The sequence below is a fragment of the Chryseobacterium culicis genome, from assembly GCF_002979755.1.
GTDB classification, from domain to species: Bacteria; Bacteroidota; Bacteroidia; order Flavobacteriales; family Weeksellaceae; genus Chryseobacterium; species Chryseobacterium culicis_A.
Genome location: NZ_PCPP01000004.1, coordinates 37,222 through 59,194, shown reverse-complemented (window position 1 = coordinate 59,194; position 21,973 = coordinate 37,222). Strand labels below are relative to the sequence as shown.

Below are 21,973 nucleotides of genomic sequence, written 5' to 3'. Positions count from 1 at the left end.
TATATGACAAATTTAAAATAATTAAAAACCAACCGGTTACAAAAACAGAAACGAAGGATAATTGTTGAAAATCAACGCATTATAATTAACATTTTTTTAAGAAAAGTTTTACATTTTTACGTATCTTTGCTGTTCGCCAAAAAGCTTACAATGTCTTTATACCAAAAAATTGCAGAGAAACTACAATACATAAGCCCGAATTTCTACAAAAAAAGATATTTTAAAACTTTAAATAATCTTAATAAAAATAATTTTTCGGAACGTAATGTAGAACCGGAACTGGTATGGATTAAACAATACCTTTCTAAAAATGCTGTAATTCTGGATATTGGTGCGAATGTAGGAACTTTCCTTTATCAGCTGGAAAATACATTGAACCATGATCATATTTATGGTTTTGAACCTAATAAAAAGCTTTACCGACGATTGAAAAGGCTGTTTCCGGCAATGCACATCTTTCCTCTGGCTCTTTCTGATGAAAACAGAATAGCAGAATTCAAAGTACCGATTATTAATGGAAAAACAATTGCTTCCCGCGGTACATTAAACACTTCTTACAAAGAAAAAGGAGAAGAGAAAAGTTATACAGAGAAAGTAAAAGTGATAAAACTGGATGAATGGGCTGCCCTGGAACACTTCAACAGATTAGACTTTATCAAAATAGACGTTGAAGGAAACGAAATAAAAACCCTTGTGGGGGCGAGAGAAACCATCAGACAATTTAAGCCTACTTTAATGGTCGAAATGGAACAAAGACACCACCAAACTCCTATATGGAATGAGATTTCTGAAGTGATGAGCTGGGGATATGACGCCAAATATCTGAACAGAAACAGCTTTACCCTGGAAAATCTTACAGAAGATATCATTACACAAAATACAAACGACGAAAAAAATAAAACTCAGTACATCAACAATATTATTTTTATACCTAAAAACAATTAAAACGACTTTATGAGTGTAGTAGCGAGACAAGGCTTCAAATATTCCATTATCGGTTATATTGGTTTTTTGCTGGGCACCGTTTCCGCAATATTCATATTTCCGAATGATTTTGAATTTTACGGAAAGCTGCGCTACATTCTTCCGACGGCTGAGATGCTGGTTCCCTTTGTTGTATTGGGTATTTCCTATTCGAATGTAAAGTTTTTTCACACCGTGGAAAAGGATGGTAAAAAACAGAATATGCTGTCATTGTCTCTGCTGACGGTTTTTATCAACTTTCTTATTTTCACCGTTGTATTTTTTATACTTCCTTATTTTTATCCAAAGTTCAGGCATTCTGAGGCATGGAAAATCAAAGAAATGATTCTTCCACTGATTTTAATTCTTTCATTTTGTGCTATTTTCAATAAATATACATCCAATTATAAAAGAATTGTGGTTTCCAATATTTTCGATAATCTGTTTCCGAAAATAGCCAATCTGGGAGCATTTTGTCTCTTTTTCTTTGCTTTATCGCAGAATATCACTGCTTCTACATCACAAACCATTGCATATGTTTTCTTTTTTGGAATCTTCTTTTTAATGCTTTTGGGGTATATCTATTACACGAACAAACTGGAAAAGATTCAGCTGGATTTCAGTACAGATTACTTCAAAAAAAATAACTTCTGGAAAGAATTTTTCAATTACAGTTTCTTCGGATTTCTGGGTACTTTTGGAAATTATCTGGCGATCAACAGCTTTATGATTGGAGAATTTATGGGAATGGAAGAAGTAGGGATTTATTCTGTTCTGTATGCTTTGATCTCATTGATTTCTATTCCACAACTTGGATTATTTAATATTTCTGCACCTATCATCAACAAAACTCTGGCAGATGGAGATATGGTAGAGCTGGACAGATTCCACAAAAAGACATCTTTAACCCTGTATTTCCTTGGAGCCGTTTTATTCTCGTGTATCATGGTGGGATTCCCTTACCTGACGCAATTCATGCCAAAGAACGGAATCATGCTAAGAGAATATGAGCCTGTAGTCTGGATCTGGGGTTCTGCAGTATTGATAGACCTTGCAACAGGATTTAACGGGAATATTATTTCGCTTTCAAAATATTACAGATTCAATATTCTGGTCATGCTTTTACTGGCCGGACTTACTATCGGACTGAACTATTACTTCATTAAGAATACGGATCTTAAATTGATTGGAATTGCCTTATCTACAGCGATTTCCCTTACCATTTACAATGTTGTAAAAATCATTTTCAATTATATTGTATTTAAAGTTTCTCCTTTAAGTATTGAAATGATTTTTGTCTCTATCATCTGTACGCTGGCCATTACAGTAGCCATTGTCCTTCCGAACTTCGACAGTAACCTGCTGAATCTCGTTTACAAACCAGCAGTTGTTCTGATACTCATTTATGTAGGAAATTATTTCACAAAAATATTCCCGATTGAAGACTATCTGAATATGAGGTTTATTAAGAGTGTATTTAAGATTAAATAGACTATTTAAGGCAAAGAAAATCAGATTAGACCCTGTAAGAATTGTTCCATTTTTTGTTGAACTTCTTTCTTGCTATAGGTTGTATAAAAATCAAACGGAGTGTCTGAAAGTGCCTTCAACTGCTCAAGAATATTTTCTTTTTCAGGAATAATAAAGTCAGTTTTTGAAGGGTAATTTTTGGGGAAAACAGCCAGTTTTCCATACGCTATGGCATCACCAAGGTTTCCCGTCATTTTAGTCTGCCCATAAGCTTCTTTCATGCTGAAAAACTCTGTATCCTGCTGAATCGGGCACCACAAAACATCTGCTTTCTGCATCCATTTCTCAAAGTCTTCAGAAGAAACTCTTTCAGAAAAATAGGTAATATCAATATTTTCAGGGCATTTTTTAGACAGATTTTCAAGTTGTTTTAATTCATGTCCGCTGGCTTTTCCCAGGAATATAAATTTACAAGATTGATCTGTATTTAGATTCTGAATCGTTTCAAAAATATAAGCATAATCTCTTCTTTTCTGTGAAACGCCACCCGGGATTACCACGACAAGATTTTCATTTTTTGTCTTGTCAAAATCTCTGGTATAGAACAGAGGTAAAAGCTGATATCTCTCTGAAATCAAAGCATCATCAAGTACGAAAAGAGATCTTGATGTCTGATAAACTTTGGTTTTGTAGAATAGTCCTTCTTTCAGCCATAATTTCAGTCTGAAAATAACATCTCCTTTGAAAACACTTTTCATCAGATCCAGCTTTGAAGCTTTTATAAAATTAAGATTATGAGCAATGACTGCCGTGTTGTACTTTCTGGTTATGGCTAAAAACGTATTGAAATAGCGATGAACCGTACCTATTACCACCAGATCATACCCCTTCCCTTTCAGCTGATCAAGAATCATAGAACTGTCTGATAAAAACACCGCTTCATCACCATGACTGATCTGATCTTTGATTCTTTTTGAAAAATAATAGTCTACTGCAAAATCCTGAGACCCTTTCATAATATCCATGAAAGCCTGAGCAATTTCTGCGTGCGTGTCTATTTCTATGTAAGCTATTTTTTTCACAGGCTTGCGAGAGTTATATCTTAAGTTTTGGCTAAAGCCAATGGAATCTTTTATTTTTTTATTAAACGGGTTAAAACCCGTTTCTATTGATGAACATTTACAACGTATAAAAAATCACCTTCTACATCTTCAGCCATTTCTTTTTCAACATTCTCCAACGTTGATCATTAACCGCTTTTTGTTCTTCTTTAGTAATTTTAAGCTCCAGTTTCTTTGATCTGCAACTCTCGTAAGATTTGATAATATCAAAGAAAAATGAAGCAGATTTGCTTTTCATAGCTTCTTTGGAAGAGGCAATATAAGCCAGAAACCTGTTCAGTCCCAGGAAATAAAAATACCTTCCATAATAATCTGCCGGACGTATAGTGTAATCAGCTCCTTTTACTTTAATCAGTTTCACATGAAGCTCCGGAAGCACCACTTCTTTCCATCCCAGATTATCAAGTAATATAGAATCAATATTATCCCAGCCCAATGTTTCCCTTAAACCTCCGATCTGAACAAAACATTCTTTACGGTAAGCTTTCATAGGACCTCTTACGTGATTTTTATTTGAATTCCCTTCATACACCCAGCTCCCCTCTTTTTCAATATACAGAAGTCCTCCTACCAGCCCATATTCAGGGTTATTGGCGAAAGCGGTTTCTACTGCTGTCAGATAATTTTCCGGAAGAATGATATCGGCATCAAACTTACAGATGATATCAAACTCAGCCATAGATTGGGTCTGAAGTCCGTTTTTAAAAGCATGAACCACTTTAGATCCCGGCTGATGTTCAGATTTCTGAAGGTTAACGGTTTCAAAACGGGAATCAGTTTCGGTATATTTCCGGATGATTTCAGGGGTTTTGTCTGTAGAACCATCGTTTACCACCACTACTTTAAAATCTTTACAGCTTTGCTGTTGTAAAGAATCAAGAGTAAACGAGAGGTTGTCTTCTTCGTTATGGGCAGGAATTATAATTAAAAACCTCACGGAATTATAAATGATTAATGATGAGTGATCAATGATAAGAAGTTTTTTAGGATATCAGTTATCATTGATCATTCATCGTTTATAGGATTTATTTGTTATGCGGTTTCAGCATGTTTTTCGGATCAAGGATTTCGTCCAGTTTTTCCTGAGAAAGAATTCCTTTTTCAAGAACAAGGTTGTAAACGCTTTTTCCGGTTTCCAATGCTTCTTTTGCAATCTGTGTAGACTGTTTGTACCCGATATAAGGGTTCAATGCTGTTACAATACCGATGCTGTGTTTCACCATATTCAGGCAAATTTCTTTATTGGCAGTAATTCCTACTACACACTTGTCACGAAGGGTATCTAAGGCATTGCAAAGGAAGTTGATATTTTCCATGATGGCATGAGAAAGTACCGGCTCCATTACATTCAGCTGTAATTGTCCTGCTTCTGCAGCAAAAGTTACAGTAAGATCATTTCCGAATACTTTGAAACAAACCTGGTTTACCACTTCCGGAATTACCGGATTTACTTTACCTGGCATAATAGAAGATCCAGGCTGCATTGGTGGAAGATTGATTTCAAAAAGACCTGCTCTTGGACCTGATGAAAGTAATCTTAAATCGTTGCAGATTTTTGATAATTTCACGGCAAGACGTTTTGTTGCTGAAGAGTAGATTACGTAAGATCCTGTATCAGGAGTAGCTTCTACTAAATCCGGAGCTGAAACAATCGGGAATCCTGTAATCTGAGCTAAGTTTTTAGCACAAAGAGTGGCATATCCTACCGGAGCGTTTAATCCTGTTCCGATAGCCGTTGCTCCCATATTCACTTCTACGAAAAGGTTTGCATTATTATTGAGCTTGGAAATATCCTCTTCCAAAGTAGCAGCATAGGCTTCAAACTCCTGTCCCAAAGTCATTGGAACAGCATCCTGAAGCTGCGTACGACCCATTTTGATAACATCATGAAACTCCTGTCCTTTGGCACGGAAAGCGGTAATAATCCTTTCTAGTTTTTCTACCAGTCCTATATTCATCTGAAGCAATCCCATTTTGATTGCTGTAGGGTAAGCATCATTGGTAGACTGAGAAAGATTGATATGATCATTAGGTGAACAGAATTCGTATTCTCCTTTATTTTTTCCTAATTTTTCCAATACGATATTGGCAATCACTTCATTGGCATTCATGTTGATAGAAGTTCCTGCTCCACCCTGAATCATATCTACCGGAAACTGCTCATGATATTTCCCTTCTACAATTTCATCACACGCTTCTGCTATTTTAAAATACAGGTTTTCGTCTAGAAGTCCTAATTCATAATTGGTTTTAGCAGCTGCTTTTTTTACAAACGCCAATCCTTTTATGAAATCCGGATATGAAGACAAAAGCTGTCCTGAAATTTTAAAATTGTTGATAGCTCTTTGTGTCTGAACCCCATAATAAGCATCTAAAGGCACATTCAGTTCGCCTAATAGATCACTTTCTTTTCTGAAATTTTCCATTACAGATATTTTACTGTTTTTGATCGTTTAAAGATAACAAAAACGCATCTAACCGATGCGCTTTAATTTGAATTATTTTACGGGATATTTTTGATTTAAAGCTTGCAGTATTGCCCATGTTTCGCCATCCATGATTCCATCGTAATTCTGTGGACGGAAGTGGTACTGAAATGCTTCAATGGTTTTCTTGGTCGCATCATCCCATTTTCCGCTAAGATCAAGCGCATATCCGAATTTCTGCAAGGCAGTCTGAATAAGGAATATAAAGCTGGTATCATTATATCTCGCTGTAATGTCTGCCTGAGCCGCTTCAAAATAGGTCTGTTTAGCTGCTTCATCATACCACATCCCAATCTGGTATTCGTCATATAGCTTTTTCCATGGGAACATAGGCCCCGGATCCTGTTTTCTTGTAGGAGCAATATCTGAATGGGCTAATACATTCGTAGCCTGAATCTGATATCTTGTCACAATATCCTTAACCAGTGCTGCCACTTTTCTTACCTGTTCATCGCTAAAAGGAGCAAAGGTTCTTTTACCTGTACTATCTGTAGTATAACCTGCATTTACAATTTCAATCCCGATAGAAGTATCATTGAGATTCTTGTCATTTCTCCATGCACTAACTCCCGCATGGTATGCACGCTTATTTTCGTCTACCAACTGATAGATTTCGTTATCTCCTGTATTATTTACCAAATAATGAGCACTCACCGCCTGCTGGGTAAGAACAGTAATAGATTTATCATCCGGAATTGCAGTATAATGTAATATCAGGTAACGTTGTCTGAAATTTTGAGCAACCGCAGGGAAATAAGTCTTTACCACTTTATATCCACCTGGTTTTGCAGATACAATAGAACCATAACTTACCGTATTATCATTTTTTGTTGGGTCTGCGATATTCGTAGTAAAAAAATCTACTCCATGATCAGAAACTACTTTTGGTTTTGGAGCTATCGGCGGTGTTGTCTTAACCGTTGGTTTCGCCTGTGTTATTGGGGTTTTTGGTTTGTATGTATTTTTTTTTACATTTTGTTGGGAAGTACAGGAAAAAACGAATGTGCTTAATCCGATGATATATAATGTCTTACGCATCAGTTTGGTTTTTGAATGATTTATTACCTCAAAAATACACAAAATTTTCTTGAATTTTATTTGGTAAATAAAGAAATCTGTTCTATATTTGCACTCGCAATAACGGAACAACGATCATTAAAAAATAAACAAAAAGGAGGGTTGCCAGAGTGGTTAATGGAGCAGTTTGCTAAACTGTCGACGCGAAAGTGTCGCAAGGGTTCGAATCCCTTACCCTCCGCTCATTTATATATTCGGGGCGTAGCGTAGTCCGGTCATCGCGCCTGGTTTGGGACCAGGAGGTCGCAGGTTCGAATCCTGCCGCCCCGACTGTTTTAGTAGTTTTCTCAAAACTACTCAATGGGTGCGTAGCTCAGCTGGATAGAGCATCTGCCTTCTAAGCAGACGGTCAAAGGTTCGAATCCTTTCGCGCTCACTTAAAACTCACAATTTTTATTGTGAGTTTTTTTGTTTTTATTAGCTCCATGCAACAAGATAAGACCAGATAGAGCATCCCGATTTATAATCGGGACGGCAAAGGTTCGAATCCTTTCGCGCTCACAACAAAAAAATTATAATTCGAAATACTGCCCCAACCATTCATCAAAATGTTCTTTATGCTTATCCTGAGCAGCTTTAATCAATAAGTCAGGTTCTTCAATCTGGCTTAGCCCATAATCTCCTTTCATCCAGGCTAAATATTCACTTAATCCTTCACTCTCTTCATAATCATCTTCCTCTTTATAAAAATAAGCTTCATCAAACCCTACTGAAATTTCATTGTCAAAAGTGAGCAGATGCAAAAACTGCAGTATATTTTCAGCCACAATGTGAACACCGCCTTCATCCCCAAAAACCGCCACAGGCATTTTATTTAAAGGCTGCTCTGCTCCGTTGTTCCAAATGGCATAGAAGGAACCGGAACCATTCGCCTGTGCAAAAGGCAGTAAACTATTCAGAAAACCTTCGTCCTCACTCCAGCTTTTCAATCCGGATTTATCATCAATTAAAACACCAAAACCTTGTGAATAATTTTCATACGAAGAAATAGTATTCTGAAAGTAGATCAGTTTTTCCAGTTCTACCGGAATTTCCTGTAGATTCAAGTTTTGTTTAAATTCTGTAATTTCTATCATGGTCAATTATATTCGGTTAATAAGATTTGTAAAATGAAAACAGAACAGCAAATTTATTAACTATCTTTAATTTATGGTCATCTTTTATATTAATTTAACAACGCAAACAAGCTGTTTTACTCCCAAAACACAGATTACAACAACAACATTTTCAATACATTAAATTAAAAAAACTATTGATTACATAAAATATCTTTTTCGTTATTATAAAATACTTATATTTACCACCAAGGAGTTCTTAAAACCTTCTTTATCAACCGAAACTGGTTACACTTAGCTGTGTATTAAAAGGGAATCGTGTGTAAATCACGAACTGTCGCGCAACTGTAAGTAACATACAAAAAGTTTTTATCCATTGATATCCACTGTATATTTTTTATATGGGAAGGATGATAAAAACAGTTACAAGTCAGGAGACCTGCCTATTTCGTATTGACGATGCTTTCGCGATTTGAAGCTTACAGTCAGGTATGATGCGATATGGATATAGTACGATAACTTTTTTATCAAACTGTGTTATTTTTTGAGATGAATATGAGCGTACGTTGCGTACTCCTCATGATTCTGTAGCTCATTCGTATCCCCTTTCCGTAATTTTTCTTTCTTAATAAAGCACCGCGAAGTTTACAGAGAACTTTTTATAGGATTTAATCAATGTAAAAAGGGATAAGGTGTACCAAAGCAATTTTAATTATTCGTGGAGTTCCAACAGGTTTATTTTACAAACCTGTACAATCAGGGTTTCTCAAAATTCCCAACATCAGCACAATGGGAAGATTCCTCGACTCCTTTCCTACTTTTTACTCTTTACTCAAAAGCGATGTCTTTACAGCTCTTCTGCTTCTTTAATGACAAACAAATTTCAACTCAACAATAAATATTATAATGATCAAAAATGAAAATTGGAAGTCGCCCGGCTTAAAATTCCGGGAGGCTATGGAAAAAGAAAATCCCCTTCAGATTGTTGGAGCCATCAATGCAAACCATGCATTATTGGCACAGCAGGCTGGTTTTAATGCCATCTATCTTTCAGGAGGAGGTGTTGCTGCAGGGTCTTTAGGTATTCCTGATTTAGGAATTACGACTCTGGATGATGTACTCATAGATGTTCAGCGTATTACTAATATTTGCGATTTACCACTTTTGGTAGATATTGATACAGGATTTGGGCCTTCTGCTTTTAATGTTGCCCGAACGATAAAATCATTAATCAAAGCCGGAGCTGCTGCCATTCATATTGAAGATCAGGTGGGCGCAAAACGTTGCGGACACCGCCCCGGAAAAGAAATCGTAAGCAAAGAGGAAATGGTAGACAGACTTAAGGCCGCAACAGATGCCCGCACCGATGAAAATTTTGTGATCGGAGCCAGAACAGATGCTTTTGCTAGTGAAGGACTGGAAAAAACGCTAGAAAGAGCCATCGCTTATAAAGAAGCCGGTGCAGATTTCATTTTTGCTGAAGCAGTTCCTGACTTAAGCTTTTATCAAAAATTTGTTGATGCTTCCGGAATACCGGTCCTTGCCAATATCACTGAGTTTGGAATGATTAAAATGTACACTGTAGAAGAACTGAAAAACGCTGGTGTAGGACTCATCCTCTACCCTCTTTCCGCTTTCAGAGCCGCCAATAAAGCGGCACAGAACGTATACCATCACATCCGTAAAGACGGAACACAGACTCATGTACTGGACACGATGCAAACAAGAGAAGAGCTCTACCAAAGTATCGGCTACTATGATTATGAACAAAAATTAGATAACCTTTTTAAACAAAATACTCATGTCAACGAATAGCGAACCAACATTTAAACCTAAAAAAAGCGTAGCACTTTCCGGAGTGACAGCAGGTAATACCGCTCTTTGCAGTGTAGGAAAAAGTGGAAATGATCTCCATTACAGAGGTTATGATATATTGGACCTTGCAGAGAGAGCACAATTTGAAGAAGTTGCTTACCTGCTTATTTATGGTCAGCTGCCCACTGAAGCTCAACTCAAAAACTATAAAGCAAAATTAAAATCATTGAGAGGTCTTCCTCACTCTGTAAGAAATATTTTAAAAAGTATTCCGGCAGCTGCACACCCAATGGATGTCATGCGTTCAATGGTTTCAGCAATTGGAAGTATTCAGCCGGAAAAAGATGATCACAATGTAGCCGGAGCAAGAGATATTGCAGATAAATTATTAGCATCATTCAGTTCAGGGCTTTTATACTGGTATCACTATACCCATAATGGCAAAGAAATCAATGTAGAGACTGATGATGATACTATCGGCGGACATTTCCTTCACCTTTTACATGGTAAAAAAGCTCCTGATTCATGGGTGAAAGCAATGGAAATTTCCCTTAACCTGTATGCCGAACATGAGTTTAATGCTTCTACTTTCACCGCACGTGTCATTGCCGGAACCTCATCAGACTTTTATTCCTGCATCACAGGGGCTATCGGTGCATTGAGAGGCCCTAAACATGGCGGAGCCAATGAAGTAGCTTTTGAAATCCAAAGCCGATACAACTCTCCTGATGAGGCAGAAGAAGATATCAGAAAACGTATCGCCAACAAAGAAGTAATTATAGGATTCGGACATCCTGTTTATACCCTTTCAGACCCAAGAAATGTAGTCATCAAAAAAGTAGCCAAAGAACTTTCCGAGGAAGCCGGAGATATGCTGTTGTACAATATTGCTGAAAGACTGGAAACTGTGATGTGGGAAGAAAAGAAAATGTTCCCTAATCTGGACTGGTTCTCCGCAGTATCTTATCACCTGATGGGAGTTCCTACCCTGATGTTCACTCCACTATTCGTGATTTCAAGAGTCACAGGATGGAGTGCACACATTATTGAACAAAGACAAGATGGGAAAATTATCCGTCCAAGTGCCAATTATACAGGTCCTGAAAATAAAGACTTTGTATCCATCGAAAACAGAAAATAAAAAAATCAATTCATAATTAAATTAAAAAATAAAGATGTCATCACACATTTCAAACGAAAGACCACAGCCGGATCAGGTATTAACAGATATTGCAGATTATGTATTACACTATGAAATCAAAAACGATTTAGCATGGAAAACAGCCCACTACTGTTTATTAGACACAATCGGTTGTGGATTGGAAGCACTTACCTATCCTGCATGTACCAAACTTTTAGGACCTATTGTAAAAGGTACCATAGTTCCGAATGGAGCTAAAGTTCCGGGTACACAATTTCAGCTGGATCCTGTACAGGCTGCTTTCAACATCGGAGCAATTATCCGTTGGTTAGATTTCAATGATACCTGGCTGGCCGCTGAATGGGGACATCCTTCAGATAACCTGGGAGGAATTTTAGCAACAGCAGACTGGCTTTCAAGAACAAATATTGCTGAAGGAAAAGCTCCGCTTAAAATGAAACAGGTTCTGGAAGCGATGATCATCGCCCATGAAATTCAAGGAGTTATCGCATTGGAAAATTCATTCAATAAAGTAGGTTTAGACCATGTATTATTGGTAAAATTAGCCTCTACAGCCGTTGTCGGAAAACTGATCGGCTTAACCCGTGATGAACTGATCAATGCCGTTTCATTAGCATTTGTAGACGGACAGTCTTTAAGAACATACCGCCATGCTCCCAATACCGGAAGCCGTAAATCCTGGGCTGCCGGAGATGCCACTTCAAGAGCTGTACGTTTAGCCCTTATTGCTAAAACAGGTGAAATGGGTTATCCATCCGTATTAACAGCAAAAACCTGGGGATTCTATGATGTGTCTTTCAAAGGAAATGAATTCAAATTCCAAAGAGAGTATGGTTCTTATGTGATGGAAAATGTATTGTTCAAAATTTCATTCCCTGCAGAATTCCACTCTCAAACGGCTGTAGAAGCAGCTATGACCTTACACCATCAGTTAAAAAAATCAGGAAAATCTGCTGAAGACATCAAAAAAATAACAATCCGTACCCACGAAGCATGTATTCGTATTATTGATAAAAAAGGACCGCTGAACAACCCTGCTGACCGCGACCATGCTATTCAGTACATGGTAGCAGTTCCATTGATCTTCGGAAGATTAACAGCCGCTGATTATGAAGATAATGTAGCAACAGACCCAAGAATCGACATTCTTCGTGATAAAATTGAATGTGTAGAAGACGTACAGTTCACTACAGATTACCATGATCCTGAAAAACGTTCAATTGCCAATGCTTTAACGGTAGAATTAAACGATGGAACTATTTTAGACGAAATTGTTGTAGAATATCCAATCGGCCACAAACGCAGAAGAGACGAAGGAATTCCTGAACTGATCAAGAAATATAAAGTAAACCTGGCCAGAATATTCCCGGAAAAACAACAGAGAATTGTATTAGAAAACTCCTTAGAATATGATACTCTTGTCAACTTAGATGTCAACGAATTTGTTGATCTGCTGGTAATATAATGTAATAAAAAGTTGAGAGTGAAATGAATATTTACTCTCAACTTTTCACTCTCAATCTAAAAATCATGTCACAAAAAGTAAAAATATTAATCAACGGAAATTTTATAGAAAGTAAAACTACAGAGTATCTTCCCGTAGAAAATCCTGCTACTCAGGAAATTCTTGCAGAAGTTCCTTTAACGGAATTGTCTGAAATAGATCAAGCCATAGAAGCTGCTCAGGAAGCTTTCAAAACATGGAAAGAAGTAGCTACTCCGGAAAGAGCCAGATTGTTCTTAAAATACCAGCAGCTTTTAAAAGAAAACCAAAAAGAAATTGCTGAAATCCTTTCCAGAGAAAACGGAAAAACATTCCCTGATGCCATGGGAGATGTATGGCGCGGAATTGAAGTGGTAGAACATGCCTGCAACATTCCTACCCTTATGATGGGAGAAACAGTAGAAAATGTAGCAAGAGGTGTGGATACCTACAGCTATATCCAGCCACTTGGAGTATGCGCAGGAATTACACCCTTCAATTTTCCTGCAATGATCCCTTTATGGATGTTCCCTATGGCCATTGCCTGTGGAAATACCTTTATTTTAAAACCTTCAGAACAAACTCCCATGACCTCTATGAAAATGGCTGAGCTATTTTTAGAAGCAGGTTTCCCTAAAGGAGTTCTGAACATTGTTCACGGCTCCAAAGATCAGGTGAATCATATTCTGAACCATCCAGAGATCAAAGCCATTTCATTTGTAGGTTCTGTTCCCGTAGCAGAGCATGTTTACCGCACAGGAACCGATAATCTGAAAAGAGTTCAGGCTTTTGGCGGAGCAAAAAATCATATGGTAGTCATGCCGGATGCCAATAAAGAACAGGTTGTTAACAATCTTGTAGGAGCTTCCTGCGGAGCAGCCGGCCAGCGTTGTATGGCAATCAGCGTAGCTGTTTTGGTAGGTGAAGCTCAAAACTGGGTGGATGATATCAAAAAAGCTCTAAGTACCATTAAACCCGGAGTATGGTCTGATGAATCTGCTGCCTTTGGGCCTCTGATAAACCAACAATCAAAAGACAAGGTTTTAAGATTGATTAAAAGTGCCTATGATCAGGGAGCCGAGGTATTACTGAATGGCAGCGACTGTAAAGTGGAAGGCTATGAAAACGGATACTTTGTAGGAGCAACGTTATTCAATAACGTATCAACAGATATGGACATTTACAAAGAAGAAATTTTCGGCCCTGCTTTATTATTATTAAAGGCGGAAACACTGGATGAAGCCATTAAAATCATTAATGCCAATCCTTATGGAAACGGAACCTCCATCTTTACCAATTCAGGAGCAGCGGCAAGAAAATTCCAGCATGAAATTGAAGTGGGACAAATCGGGGTAAACATTCCGATTCCTGTTCCATTACCGTTTTTCTCTTTTACAGGATGGAGAAAATCATTCTTTGGCGACCTGCATTCTTACGGAAAACAAGGTATTCGTTTTTACACAGAAACCAAAACGATTACAGCACGTTGGTTTGAAGAAGATATTCCTGCAGGCGATCTGAATATGACGATCAGTTTAAAATAACCTTTCTATGGAATTCAACCTAAATGAAGATCAACGGGCATTTCAGGATGCCGCAAGAAGATTTGCCGAAAAAGAACTGGCTCCTTATGCTTCGGAATGGGATGCTCAGAAGATATTTCCGAGAGAAGCTATCGTAAAAGCCGGAGAACTTGGTTTTTGTGGCGTTTACACCAGTGAAGATGCCGGAGGTCTGGGATTATCAAGGCTGGACGCTACCATTATATTTGAAGAACTGGCTACAGCCTGCCCTTCCACTACCGCCTACATTACCATACACAACATGGTCTCCTGGATGATTGATGAATTTGGGAATGATGAAATCAGAAAACAATTATGCCCAGATTTGTCATCAGGAATATTATTAGGGTCCTATTGTCTTACAGAACCTGGTTCCGGGTCAGATGCAGCAGCCTTAAAAACAACGGCAGTGAAAAAAGACAATAAATACATCATTAACGGCACAAAAGCGTTCATCTCCGGAGCAGGTGAAAGTGATATACTCATCGTAATGGCGCGTACCGGAGATTCTAGCCCAAAAGGAATCAGTGCTTTTATAGTACCGGCTAATTCTGAGGGGATCAGTTTTGGAGAAAAAGAAAAAAAACTCGGTTGGAATACCCAGCCTACACGATTTGTTTTCTTTGATCATGTAGAAGTAGATGAAAAATATCTTTTAGGTGATTTGGGACAAGGATTTAAAATAGCATTAAAAGGACTGGATGGCGGACGTATTAATATTGGCACCTGTTCTGTAGGAGCTGCACAGGGAGCTATCAGCCAGGCCCAAAAATATATGCATGAAAGACTCCAGTTTGGGAAATCATTAGCACAGTTTCAATCGCTTCAGTTTAAAATTGCTGATATGGCAACAGAACTGGTGGCAGCCCGCCAGATGGTACATTTAGCAGCTTTCAAGTTGGATTCAAATGATATAAATGCTACAACGTACTGTGCCATGGCAAAACGTCTGGCAACCGACATGTGTTTTAATATATGCAATGAAGCATTACAAATACTGGGCGGTTATGGATGTACGCAAGACTTTCCTGTGGAACGTCTTATGCGTGATGCCAGAGTACATCAGGTGGTAGAAGGAACCAATGAAATTATGAAACTGGTAATTTCAAGAAAGATTTTAGAAGAAGGAGCTATGATACAAATCCGTTAATTCAAAAGAGTAAAAATGAGTTTAGTACTAACAGAAATAAAAAATAAAGTCGGGATCATCACCCTGAATTCCGAAAAAACACTCAATTCGCTTTCATTAGAAATGATTGAAGAACTGAAAGCTGTTCTGGAAGACTGGAAGACCTCTGGTGAAGTCGCCTGTATATTTCTTCAGGGAGCAGGTGAAAAAGCGCTCTGTGCCGGAGGAGACGTAAGAAAACTACATGATGCCATTATAGAGCAGCAAAGCATTGATGGTACAAAAGTCCCTCAGCAGTGTTTCGATTTCTTTTCAAAGGAATATCAGGTAGATTACCTCATTCATACCTATCCCAAGCCTGTCATTGTCTGGGGACACGGAATTGTGATGGGTGGCGGAATCGGAATTATGGTGGGAGCATCTCATCGTATTGTTACTGAAAGAAGCAAACTGGCAATGCCGGAAATTACTATCGGTTTATATCCCGATGTTGGCGGTACCTGGTTTTTAAATAAAATGCCTTCCGCTTATGGAATTTATTTAGGATTAACGGGGGCAAGATTAGATGGTGCCGACTGTAAGTTTTTAGGGCTGGCAGATTACTATATTTCCTCCAGTTCAAAAGTGGCTCTATTAGATGCTCTCGATCATGCCCAATGGAATGGAAATAACCATCAGACAGTTTCTGCAATTCTGGAAAATATTTCTAAAGAAACCACCACACCCGAATCACAGGCACAGATACATCATTCATTCATCGCACAGTTTGAAGGGGCAAATTCTTTAGAAGCGTTCAGAGAAATTTTGATGCAGCATCCGGATAAGGACGAATGGATCAATACAGGAATAAAAAGCTTTGAAACAGGCTCTCCAAGTTCAGCACACATCATTTTCAGACAATTGAAAGAAGGTGAAAATGTAAGCCTTGAAGAAGTTTTTCAATCTGAATTAAATCTTTCCTGCCAATGCTGCATTCATCCTGATTTCGCAGAAGGTGTAAGAGCATTGCTGGTAGATAAAGACCTTTCCCCAAAATGGCAGCCTGCTACCTTACCTGATATTACCAAAGAATGGGTAGACAGCTATTTTACTCCGCTTTGGGCTCATGAAGAACATCCATTAAAAAACTTAGGAAAAAAAGATTAAATATGTCAAATATAGCATTTATAGGATTAGGAAATATGGGTGGACCTATGGCCATCAACCTTGTAAAGAAAGGTCATCACGTTATCGGATTTGATCTTTCCCATTCCGCTTCAGAAGCACTGATTGCTGCAGGCGGACAAACCTCAGACTCAGCTATAACAGCTGCTAAGGATGCTGATGTGGTCATCTCAATGCTTCCATCAGGTAAACATGTTGCAGAACTTTATTCTGAAGAATTCATCAGCCAGCTGAAACCTGATACATTAATCATTGACAGCAGTACGATTGATGCGGTAACCGCCCGTTCTGTGGCTCAAATGGCTGCTTCGAAAGGATGCAAAATGATTGATGCACCCGTATCAGGTGGAACTGCAGGAGCACAGGCAGGAACATTAACCTTTATTGTAGGCGGCCCAACCAAAGACTATGAAAAGGCAAGGCCTATTCTAAAATGTATGGGACAGAATATTTTTCATGCAGGAGACTCCGGTGCGGGACAGGTCGCAAAGATTTGTAACAATATGCTTTTAGCCATCCATATGATCGGTACTTCTGAAGCCATCAATTTAGGAGTCCGTCACGGTTTAGAACCTAAAATATTAAGTGAGATCATGCAGAAAAGCTCCGGTAGAAACTGGTCGCTGGAAGTATATAATCCCTATCCGGGAGTGATGGAAAATGCCCCTTCATCAAGAGCCTATTCGGGAGGTTTTGCCGTAGATTTAATGACAAAAGATTTGGGATTGGCTGCAGAAGCAGGACTGGAAACCAGAACCTCAACTCCATTGGGAAACGCCGCTTTAAATCTTTATAGAATCTGGAGTGAAGCCGGAAATGGTACCAGCGATTTTTCAAGTATTATTCAATTCTTAAACAAACATCAGTAATCATGAATTTTGAAACATTATTATACCAACAGGAAGGATATATTGGCACCTTAACCATTAACCGCCCTGAAGCTTTAAATGCTTTGAATGAAACTGTTTTAAAAGAACTGAAATCATTTGCAGAACAGATCCGATCCCACAAAGACATTCGTGTTTTAATCATTACCGGATCCGGGGAAAAAGCTTTTGTTGCAGGTGCCGACATCAAAGCAATGCAGGGGATGACGCCCCAAGAAGCTACAGATTTTTCTACCATGGCTCAAACCGCTTTCGATTCCATTGAAGCATTACCATTTGCAGTGATCGCAGCAGTCAACGGTTTTGCGCTAGGTGGCGGATGTGAACTGGCTTTGTCCTGTGACCTCATTCTGGCAAGTGAAAAAGCGAAATTCGGATTACCGGAAGTAACACTTGGATTATTACCCTGTTTTGGAGGAACACAACGCTTACCGAGAGCAATTGGATTGTACAAAGCAAGAGAAATGGTATTTTCCGGTGAATTTTACTCAGCAGAAGCCTGTAAAGAATTAGGTTTTGTAAACCGTGTGATTGCTCCTGCAGAATTATGGAATGAAGCCCGGAAATTAGCGGCAACAATAGCCTCAAGAGGTCCGGTAGCCATAGCGAAAGCAAAACAATCGTTGAACACAGGTGTCGAATTACCTATTACAGAAGGTTTGCAACAGGAAGCAGCTTTATTCGGGGAATTATTCGATACGAAGGATCATCACGAAGGTATTGGCGCATTTATAGAAAAAAGAAACCCTGATTTTAAAGGAGAATAAAAGAGAAAATAATTTTAAAAGATATATTTGATTTTTAGGAGGCTGGTCTGTTTTTGTTACCGGTCTCCTTTTTTTACTTCCCAAAAATACTTGTCATACAATCAAATTGTCATAATTTTGTTCTTCCTATTCAAATTCAATGAAAAATTTAAATCTCATTATCGCAAGCTGTTTGTTGGCTTCAGTTATATCGTGTACAACGGCAGCACCGGTTTCAAAGAATTCCATCCAGGATACACCTTATCAAAACCTTGGACGTGACGGAAAAATATATGCTGCTTTTTACCAGCAAAGAGCTGCTGAATACGAAGCCTTATGTCTTCAGGCTTATAATATTGCGACCCTCCGTTTGGATGAAGCGTTAGCGCAGAAATCCGACAAACCTTTAGCCATCGTTTCCGATATTGATGAGACCTTTTTAGACAATTCTTATTACGCTGTGGAGCGCTCAAAAATGGGAAAGAATTATGACCAGAAAACATGGGAAGAATGGACTGCAAAAGGTATTGCCACTCCACTTACAGGTTCTCAAAAATTTTATCAGTATGCTGCCAGTAAGGGAATTCAGGTTTTTTATGTGACCAACCGTGCCGAAGTGGAGCGCGAAGGAACTTTGAAGAATTTAAAAAAATACAATTTCCCGCTTCAAAGTGATGCCAGCCTTATTTTAAGATCAAAAGAAAGCAGTAAAGAAAACCGACGAAAAGACATTGCTAAAAATTACAATATTGTTTTGCTGCTAGGTGATAACCTTGCCGATTTCTCAGATATATTTGATAAAAAATCAGAAATAGATCGTTCTGCTGCCGTGAAAAATTCAGCGGATGATTTTGGTAAAAAATTCATTATTATTCCCAATGTGGGGTATGGAGACTGGGAATCCTCATTCTACCATTACAAATACGATTATACTGAGCAGCAGAAAAACTCTATGATGTATGATGCAGTGAAATCTAATCCCTAAATAAAATCTAAACCTTAGATATAAATTTAAAAACCTCACAACAAAATTGTGAGGTTTTTAGTTTCATGTGTTATGATCTTTTCCTGTTTACTTCAAAACTTTCTCGTAGATTTCATTCAACAGGTTTTGTCTCATTTTAGAGTCTCTTTTATTCAGAAGGATGATAAATCCCCAATTTTTAGCCCTGTTATAGCAGATGATTGAAGATTCTCCCATGGAATCACCAGACTTTAAATAGATTGTATTCTGGTCATCCGTACTGATGTTAAGTCCTAAGCCCATTTCTCTTTTTTCATCTTTATAATAGATGTTTTCTGTGATTAATGCGGCATTTGAAACTGGATTTCCTTTTGCAAGAATCGCTCTCAGATACGTAACCATATCAGAAGCATTGGATTTAACCAATCCGGCGGATGCAGTAATATTCCATTTGAAAAACTCCTGAGCGCCACCATTGGGATTGTAACCTGTTGTTTTATTTTTTACATCAAATTCTTTTGTGAAGGTATTCGTCATTTTCAAAGGACTGATTATTTTTTTATGAATGATTTCATCATAGCTCTTGCCATAAACCTTTTCCAATATCTGCCCTAGTAATGTATAGCCCATGGTAGAATAACGGTACTTGCCATAGTCAATAAGCTCATTACAATTATTGATGATGGAGATTAATGATTCTTCGGTAACACTACTTACCGGCTGCTGAGGGTTTAGTTCGATCAACTTCCCAAAATCTATATCAGGTAAGCCCGATTGATGGGAAGCAAGATCCGAAATTTTTATTTTATTCTTAAGATTTTCATGGAGATGATACCCTTTTGGCAGGTAACCATCAATATAATCCTCCAGTTTTAATTTCTTATCAATAACAGCTTGTGCTATTAAATTTGAAGTCAGAATCTTTGTAATAGAAGCAATTTCGAATAAGGAATTCTTATCAATATTCATTGCGCTTTCTTTGCTCAGCTTACCATACGCTGTGTAATATTCTTTATTATTACTGATGAAACCAACACTGATTCCCACATCCGGATTTTTCTGATAATTATCTTTTATAATAGAATCTATCTTTTGTGAAAAATTCTGTCCGAAAGAAAAGGTACTGATGAATAATAGAACCGCTAAAAGTGTGAATGAGTTTTTCATTGTATCGTTGTTTAATGTTTAACAATTATCTTGATACAAATTTGAAAAAGTAAAAAATCCTGTGCGACCGAATAAACGTATTCTGTCTTATTGGTCTTAAAAAATGAGTACGGATTATTCTTAAAAGAAGTACGAGTAATTACAAAACACTATAAAACAACCAATTACAACACCCGACCAAGGTTTTTTCTCAATATTTTTTTAAAGCTGAATGGAAGAAATATTTTGAATTAAAATCCTTTTCATATCAAATTTCAAGAACGGTTACTTTACTTTTGTGTTGTCTTTTAAAAAAAACAAAGCATATTCAACACGATAAGTTTTCATAAATCATCCTTATCTTCTAGCTTCATGACCAAATGTTTACGCCACAGCTTTTGCCTTTGTTCCGGTTTTAGCAGCCTCAATTTTCTTATTATTCCTAAGATCACGTTTCATTTTACGGTAATCCCAAGGAGCAACGGCATTAATATCCTGCCAAAGGCCCATCTTTTTACTTTTGGCGTTTTCCTGAATTTTCCCCAATGAAGCATCTTTTGAATAGGAAAAATACCACCATCCCATCCCTGCTTTGATAAGCTCTTTGGAAAGGTATTTTCCGTCATCATAATACACTTTTGCAATGGATCTTCCATAGCGGTCCGTATTCGTTTCCACAAAACTTACCGTTTTCCCAAATACCTGAGCTGAAGTGAATTGTTTCGCATTTTTTCCGAAGGCCTGCCCACTTTCCGGACAATCAACTTCGGCCAGTCTGAGCTTTTTTTGCTGGTTTCCTTTTAATAATAAAGTAATGGTATCTCCGTCTGAAATTTTGATTACTTTTCCGGTAGTCTGTGAGAATAGAAATACAGGGAAAAGTACATACATCAACATTAATCTTTTCATGCGGCAAAGATAATGGTTATTAAGGACAAAATTATCTCAATCATTCTATCTATAAGATAAATCGCTCATCATCAGAGATAAAATTTATAGTATTCAGAATTTCAATTTTCACCAGTTAAATGGCATCGCAACATAAGTATTTTCAAAAATAGGTAAAGGTAAAATCTCTGCTGTTTCCAAACTTACTTCATCATTTTTAACAATACAGACTTTAAGCAATTCTCCACGGTGATGATAGCCATTTAAGATTAATGCACAGATACCATTTATATCTAAAATCCTGATTAAAGCTTTAAACTTATCCACTTTATCAGACCATTCCAGAAAACTTAAGTCGAAATCTTCAAAAGAAATATGTTCATCGGTCACAATTTGAACAAAGCGTTGTCCGATATCATAGGCTGTAATGTCATTAAATTTTTCATCAGCAGTGATAAAATCGGTTTCCAGGCAGTCCAGATATACCTTTTGTCCAGATGATAAGTAGTTCCGGCTATGAAACTTAGATTCCTGTAAAATTTCAATATTATTTCTCCTGAAAGCTCTTTTCCATTCATCAATTTTCATTAAAATATCCGTATCTCCATATTCCCATAAAAAAGAATAAACTTTTTTTTGATCATGAAAAAAATCACCCAGCTGAAACCTATCTCCACGATTATAAAACAACCAAAGATTCTCATAATGCATCTCATCGCTGCTTAAAAAATTTGACAGGTAATAGGTATTGGTATCTGTATATTTTTTCATAAAAATTTAGTGGAATTTTCGATAAATGCTTATATACTTTGGTTTTTTATATCTTCCAACGGCTCATGTGTATAGGCAATGATA

19 protein-coding genes, 3 tRNA genes and 1 riboswitch are annotated in these 21,973 nt (G+C 37.6%); of the genes, 14 read left to right on the top strand and 8 right to left on the bottom strand.

The genetic code is table 11. The annotated features are described in order from the left end of the window. The first annotated feature begins 150 nt into the window (after window positions 1–150). Together CQ022_RS18555 and CQ022_RS18550 are read left to right on the top strand one after the other, a co-directional pair. A complete protein-coding gene (locus CQ022_RS18555; RefSeq protein ID WP_105683794.1) occupies window positions 151–945 on the top strand; it encodes an FkbM family methyltransferase in 795 nt (264 codons plus the stop codon). Between the two features lie 9 nt (window positions 946–954). Next, window positions 955–2,454, top strand: coding sequence for a lipopolysaccharide biosynthesis protein (locus CQ022_RS18550; RefSeq protein ID WP_105683793.1), 1,500 nt, complete (start codon window positions 955–957; stop codon window positions 2,452–2,454). Between the two features lie 20 nt (window positions 2,455–2,474). Here the strand turns inward: CQ022_RS18550 and CQ022_RS18545 are convergent, their stop codons facing one another. The 4 genes from CQ022_RS18545 to CQ022_RS18530 form a co-directional block, all read right to left on the bottom strand. Next, the gene (locus tag CQ022_RS18545) at window positions 2,475–3,515 is read right to left on the bottom strand and encodes a glycosyltransferase (protein ID WP_105683792.1); all 1,041 of its coding nucleotides are present in this window, start codon (window positions 3,513–3,515) and stop codon (window positions 2,475–2,477) included. A gap of 121 nt (window positions 3,516–3,636) precedes the next feature. Further along, on the bottom strand, window positions 3,637–4,491 hold the full coding sequence (locus tag CQ022_RS18540; RefSeq protein WP_105683791.1) for a glycosyltransferase family 2 protein: 855 nt from the start codon (window positions 4,489–4,491) through the stop codon (window positions 3,637–3,639). 88 nt (window positions 4,492–4,579) lie between these two features. Then, window positions 4,580–5,980: an aspartate ammonia-lyase gene (gene aspA / locus CQ022_RS18535; protein ID WP_034700201.1), complete on the bottom strand. Its 1,401-nt coding sequence runs from the start codon at window positions 5,978–5,980 to the stop codon at window positions 4,580–4,582. Window positions 5,981–6,052: 72 nt separating this feature from the next. Beyond that, window positions 6,053–7,078: an N-acetylmuramoyl-L-alanine amidase gene (locus CQ022_RS18530; protein WP_105683790.1), complete on the bottom strand. Its 1,026-nt coding sequence runs from the start codon at window positions 7,076–7,078 to the stop codon at window positions 6,053–6,055. A 135-nt stretch (window positions 7,079–7,213) separates the two neighbouring features. On the opposite strand from CQ022_RS18530, the gene CQ022_RS18525 reads away from it, so the two are divergent. The 3 genes from CQ022_RS18525 (at window position 7,214) to CQ022_RS18515 (ending at window position 7,493) form a co-directional block, all read left to right on the top strand. After that, window positions 7,214–7,298 (top strand) — tRNA-Ser (locus CQ022_RS18525). A 14-nt stretch (window positions 7,299–7,312) separates the two neighbouring features. Continuing rightward, window positions 7,313–7,387: transfer RNA gene (locus CQ022_RS18520), tRNA-Pro, on the top strand. Between the two features lie 32 nt (window positions 7,388–7,419). Next, window positions 7,420–7,493 (top strand) — tRNA-Arg (locus CQ022_RS18515). 136 nt (window positions 7,494–7,629) lie between these two features. Here the strand turns inward: CQ022_RS18515 and CQ022_RS18510 are convergent. After that, on the bottom strand, window positions 7,630–8,193 hold the full coding sequence (locus CQ022_RS18510; RefSeq protein WP_105683789.1) for a hypothetical protein: 564 nt from the start codon (window positions 8,191–8,193) through the stop codon (window positions 7,630–7,632). Between the two features lie 247 nt (window positions 8,194–8,440). After that, a riboswitch (cobalamin riboswitch) is annotated at window positions 8,441–8,634 on the top strand. 444 nt (window positions 8,635–9,078) lie between these two features. Here CQ022_RS18510 and prpB point away from each other — a divergent pair. The 9 genes from prpB (at window position 9,079) to CQ022_RS18465 (ending at window position 19,105) form a co-directional block, all read left to right on the top strand. Continuing rightward, window positions 9,079–9,987 carry a methylisocitrate lyase gene (gene prpB / locus CQ022_RS18505; RefSeq protein ID WP_105683788.1) on the top strand — a complete coding sequence of 303 codons (909 nt, stop codon included), beginning with the start codon at window positions 9,079–9,081 and terminating at the stop codon, window positions 9,985–9,987. Continuing rightward, window positions 9,974–11,128: a 2-methylcitrate synthase gene (gene prpC, locus CQ022_RS18500; protein WP_105683787.1), complete on the top strand. Its 1,155-nt coding sequence runs from the start codon at window positions 9,974–9,976 to the stop codon at window positions 11,126–11,128. The genes prpB and prpC overlap by 14 nt, the downstream gene beginning before the upstream one ends. 34 nt (window positions 11,129–11,162) lie before the next feature. Next, window positions 11,163–12,614 (top strand): bifunctional 2-methylcitrate dehydratase/aconitate hydratase, encoded by a 1,452-nt coding sequence (locus CQ022_RS18495; protein WP_105683786.1) that lies wholly within the window; start codon window positions 11,163–11,165, stop codon window positions 12,612–12,614. 65 nt (window positions 12,615–12,679) lie between these two features. Then, entirely contained in the window at window positions 12,680–14,176 is a 1,497-nt protein-coding gene (locus CQ022_RS18490) for a CoA-acylating methylmalonate-semialdehyde dehydrogenase (protein WP_105683785.1), read from the top strand. A gap of 7 nt (window positions 14,177–14,183) precedes the next feature. Continuing rightward, window positions 14,184–15,344 (top strand): acyl-CoA dehydrogenase family protein, encoded by a 1,161-nt coding sequence (locus CQ022_RS18485; protein ID WP_105683784.1) that lies wholly within the window; start codon window positions 14,184–14,186, stop codon window positions 15,342–15,344. 15 nt (window positions 15,345–15,359) lie between these two features. Next, a complete protein-coding gene (locus tag CQ022_RS18480) occupies window positions 15,360–16,469 on the top strand; it encodes an enoyl-CoA hydratase/isomerase family protein (RefSeq protein ID WP_105683783.1) in 1,110 nt (369 codons plus the stop codon). A 2-nt stretch (window positions 16,470–16,471) separates the two neighbouring features. Next, window positions 16,472–17,356, top strand: a complete 885-nt coding sequence (gene mmsB, locus CQ022_RS18475) for a 3-hydroxyisobutyrate dehydrogenase (protein ID WP_105683782.1) — start codon at window positions 16,472–16,474, stop codon at window positions 17,354–17,356. A gap of 2 nt (window positions 17,357–17,358) precedes the next feature. Continuing rightward, window positions 17,359–18,141 (top strand): enoyl-CoA hydratase/isomerase family protein, encoded by a 783-nt coding sequence (locus CQ022_RS18470; protein WP_105683781.1) that lies wholly within the window; start codon window positions 17,359–17,361, stop codon window positions 18,139–18,141. A gap of 139 nt (window positions 18,142–18,280) precedes the next feature. Continuing rightward, window positions 18,281–19,105, top strand: a complete 825-nt coding sequence (locus CQ022_RS18465) for a 5'-nucleotidase, lipoprotein e(P4) family (RefSeq protein ID WP_105683780.1) — start codon at window positions 18,281–18,283, stop codon at window positions 19,103–19,105. 87 nt (window positions 19,106–19,192) lie between these two features. Here the strand turns inward: CQ022_RS18465 and CQ022_RS18460 are convergent, their stop codons facing one another. From CQ022_RS18460 to CQ022_RS18450, 3 genes are all read right to left on the bottom strand, one after another. Beyond that, window positions 19,193–20,251 carry a serine hydrolase domain-containing protein gene (locus CQ022_RS18460; protein ID WP_105683779.1) on the bottom strand — a complete coding sequence of 353 codons (1,059 nt, stop codon included), beginning with the start codon at window positions 20,249–20,251 and terminating at the stop codon, window positions 19,193–19,195. A 363-nt stretch (window positions 20,252–20,614) separates the two neighbouring features. Then, window positions 20,615–21,139, bottom strand: a complete 525-nt coding sequence (locus CQ022_RS18455; protein ID WP_105683778.1) for a thermonuclease family protein — start codon at window positions 21,137–21,139, stop codon at window positions 20,615–20,617. 108 nt (window positions 21,140–21,247) lie between these two features. Beyond that, window positions 21,248–21,889, bottom strand: coding sequence for a hypothetical protein (locus CQ022_RS18450; RefSeq protein WP_105683777.1), 642 nt, complete (start codon window positions 21,887–21,889; stop codon window positions 21,248–21,250). Window positions 21,890–21,973: the final 84 nt, after the last annotated feature.

Bases quoted from the DNA above. Each gene is read 5' to 3' on its own strand.
- CQ022_RS18460 (WP_105683779.1), bottom strand. From the start codon at position 20,251: ATGAAAAACTCATTCACACTTTTAGCGGTTCTATTATTCATCAGTACC.
- CQ022_RS18465 (WP_105683780.1), top strand. From the start codon at position 18,281: ATGAAAAATTTAAATCTCATTATCGCAAGCTGTTTGTTGGCTTCAGTT.
- CQ022_RS18490 (WP_105683785.1), top strand. From the start codon at position 12,680: ATGTCACAAAAAGTAAAAATATTAATCAACGGAAATTTTATAGAAAGT.
- CQ022_RS18480 (WP_105683783.1), top strand. From the start codon at position 15,360: ATGAGTTTAGTACTAACAGAAATAAAAAATAAAGTCGGGATCATCACC.
- CQ022_RS18530 (WP_105683790.1), bottom strand. From the start codon at position 7,078: ATGCGTAAGACATTATATATCATCGGATTAAGCACATTCGTTTTTTCC.
- CQ022_RS18550 (WP_105683793.1), top strand. From the start codon at position 955: ATGAGTGTAGTAGCGAGACAAGGCTTCAAATATTCCATTATCGGTTAT.
- CQ022_RS18450 (WP_105683777.1), bottom strand. From the start codon at position 21,889: ATGAAAAAATATACAGATACCAATACCTATTACCTGTCAAATTTTTTA.
- CQ022_RS18470 (WP_105683781.1), top strand. From the start codon at position 17,359: ATGAATTTTGAAACATTATTATACCAACAGGAAGGATATATTGGCACC.
- CQ022_RS18510 (WP_105683789.1), bottom strand. From the start codon at position 8,193: ATGATAGAAATTACAGAATTTAAACAAAACTTGAATCTACAGGAAATT.
- CQ022_RS18495 (WP_105683786.1), top strand. From the start codon at position 11,163: ATGTCATCACACATTTCAAACGAAAGACCACAGCCGGATCAGGTATTA.
- CQ022_RS18485 (WP_105683784.1), top strand. From the start codon at position 14,184: ATGGAATTCAACCTAAATGAAGATCAACGGGCATTTCAGGATGCCGCA.
- CQ022_RS18555 (WP_105683794.1), top strand. From the start codon at position 151: ATGTCTTTATACCAAAAAATTGCAGAGAAACTACAATACATAAGCCCG.
- aspA (WP_034700201.1), bottom strand. From the start codon at position 5,980: ATGGAAAATTTCAGAAAAGAAAGTGATCTATTAGGCGAACTGAATGTG.
- mmsB (WP_105683782.1), top strand. From the start codon at position 16,472: ATGTCAAATATAGCATTTATAGGATTAGGAAATATGGGTGGACCTATG.
- prpB (WP_105683788.1), top strand. From the start codon at position 9,079: ATGATCAAAAATGAAAATTGGAAGTCGCCCGGCTTAAAATTCCGGGAG.
- prpC (WP_105683787.1), top strand. From the start codon at position 9,974: ATGTCAACGAATAGCGAACCAACATTTAAACCTAAAAAAAGCGTAGCA.
- CQ022_RS18455 (WP_105683778.1), bottom strand. From the start codon at position 21,139: ATGAAAAGATTAATGTTGATGTATGTACTTTTCCCTGTATTTCTATTC.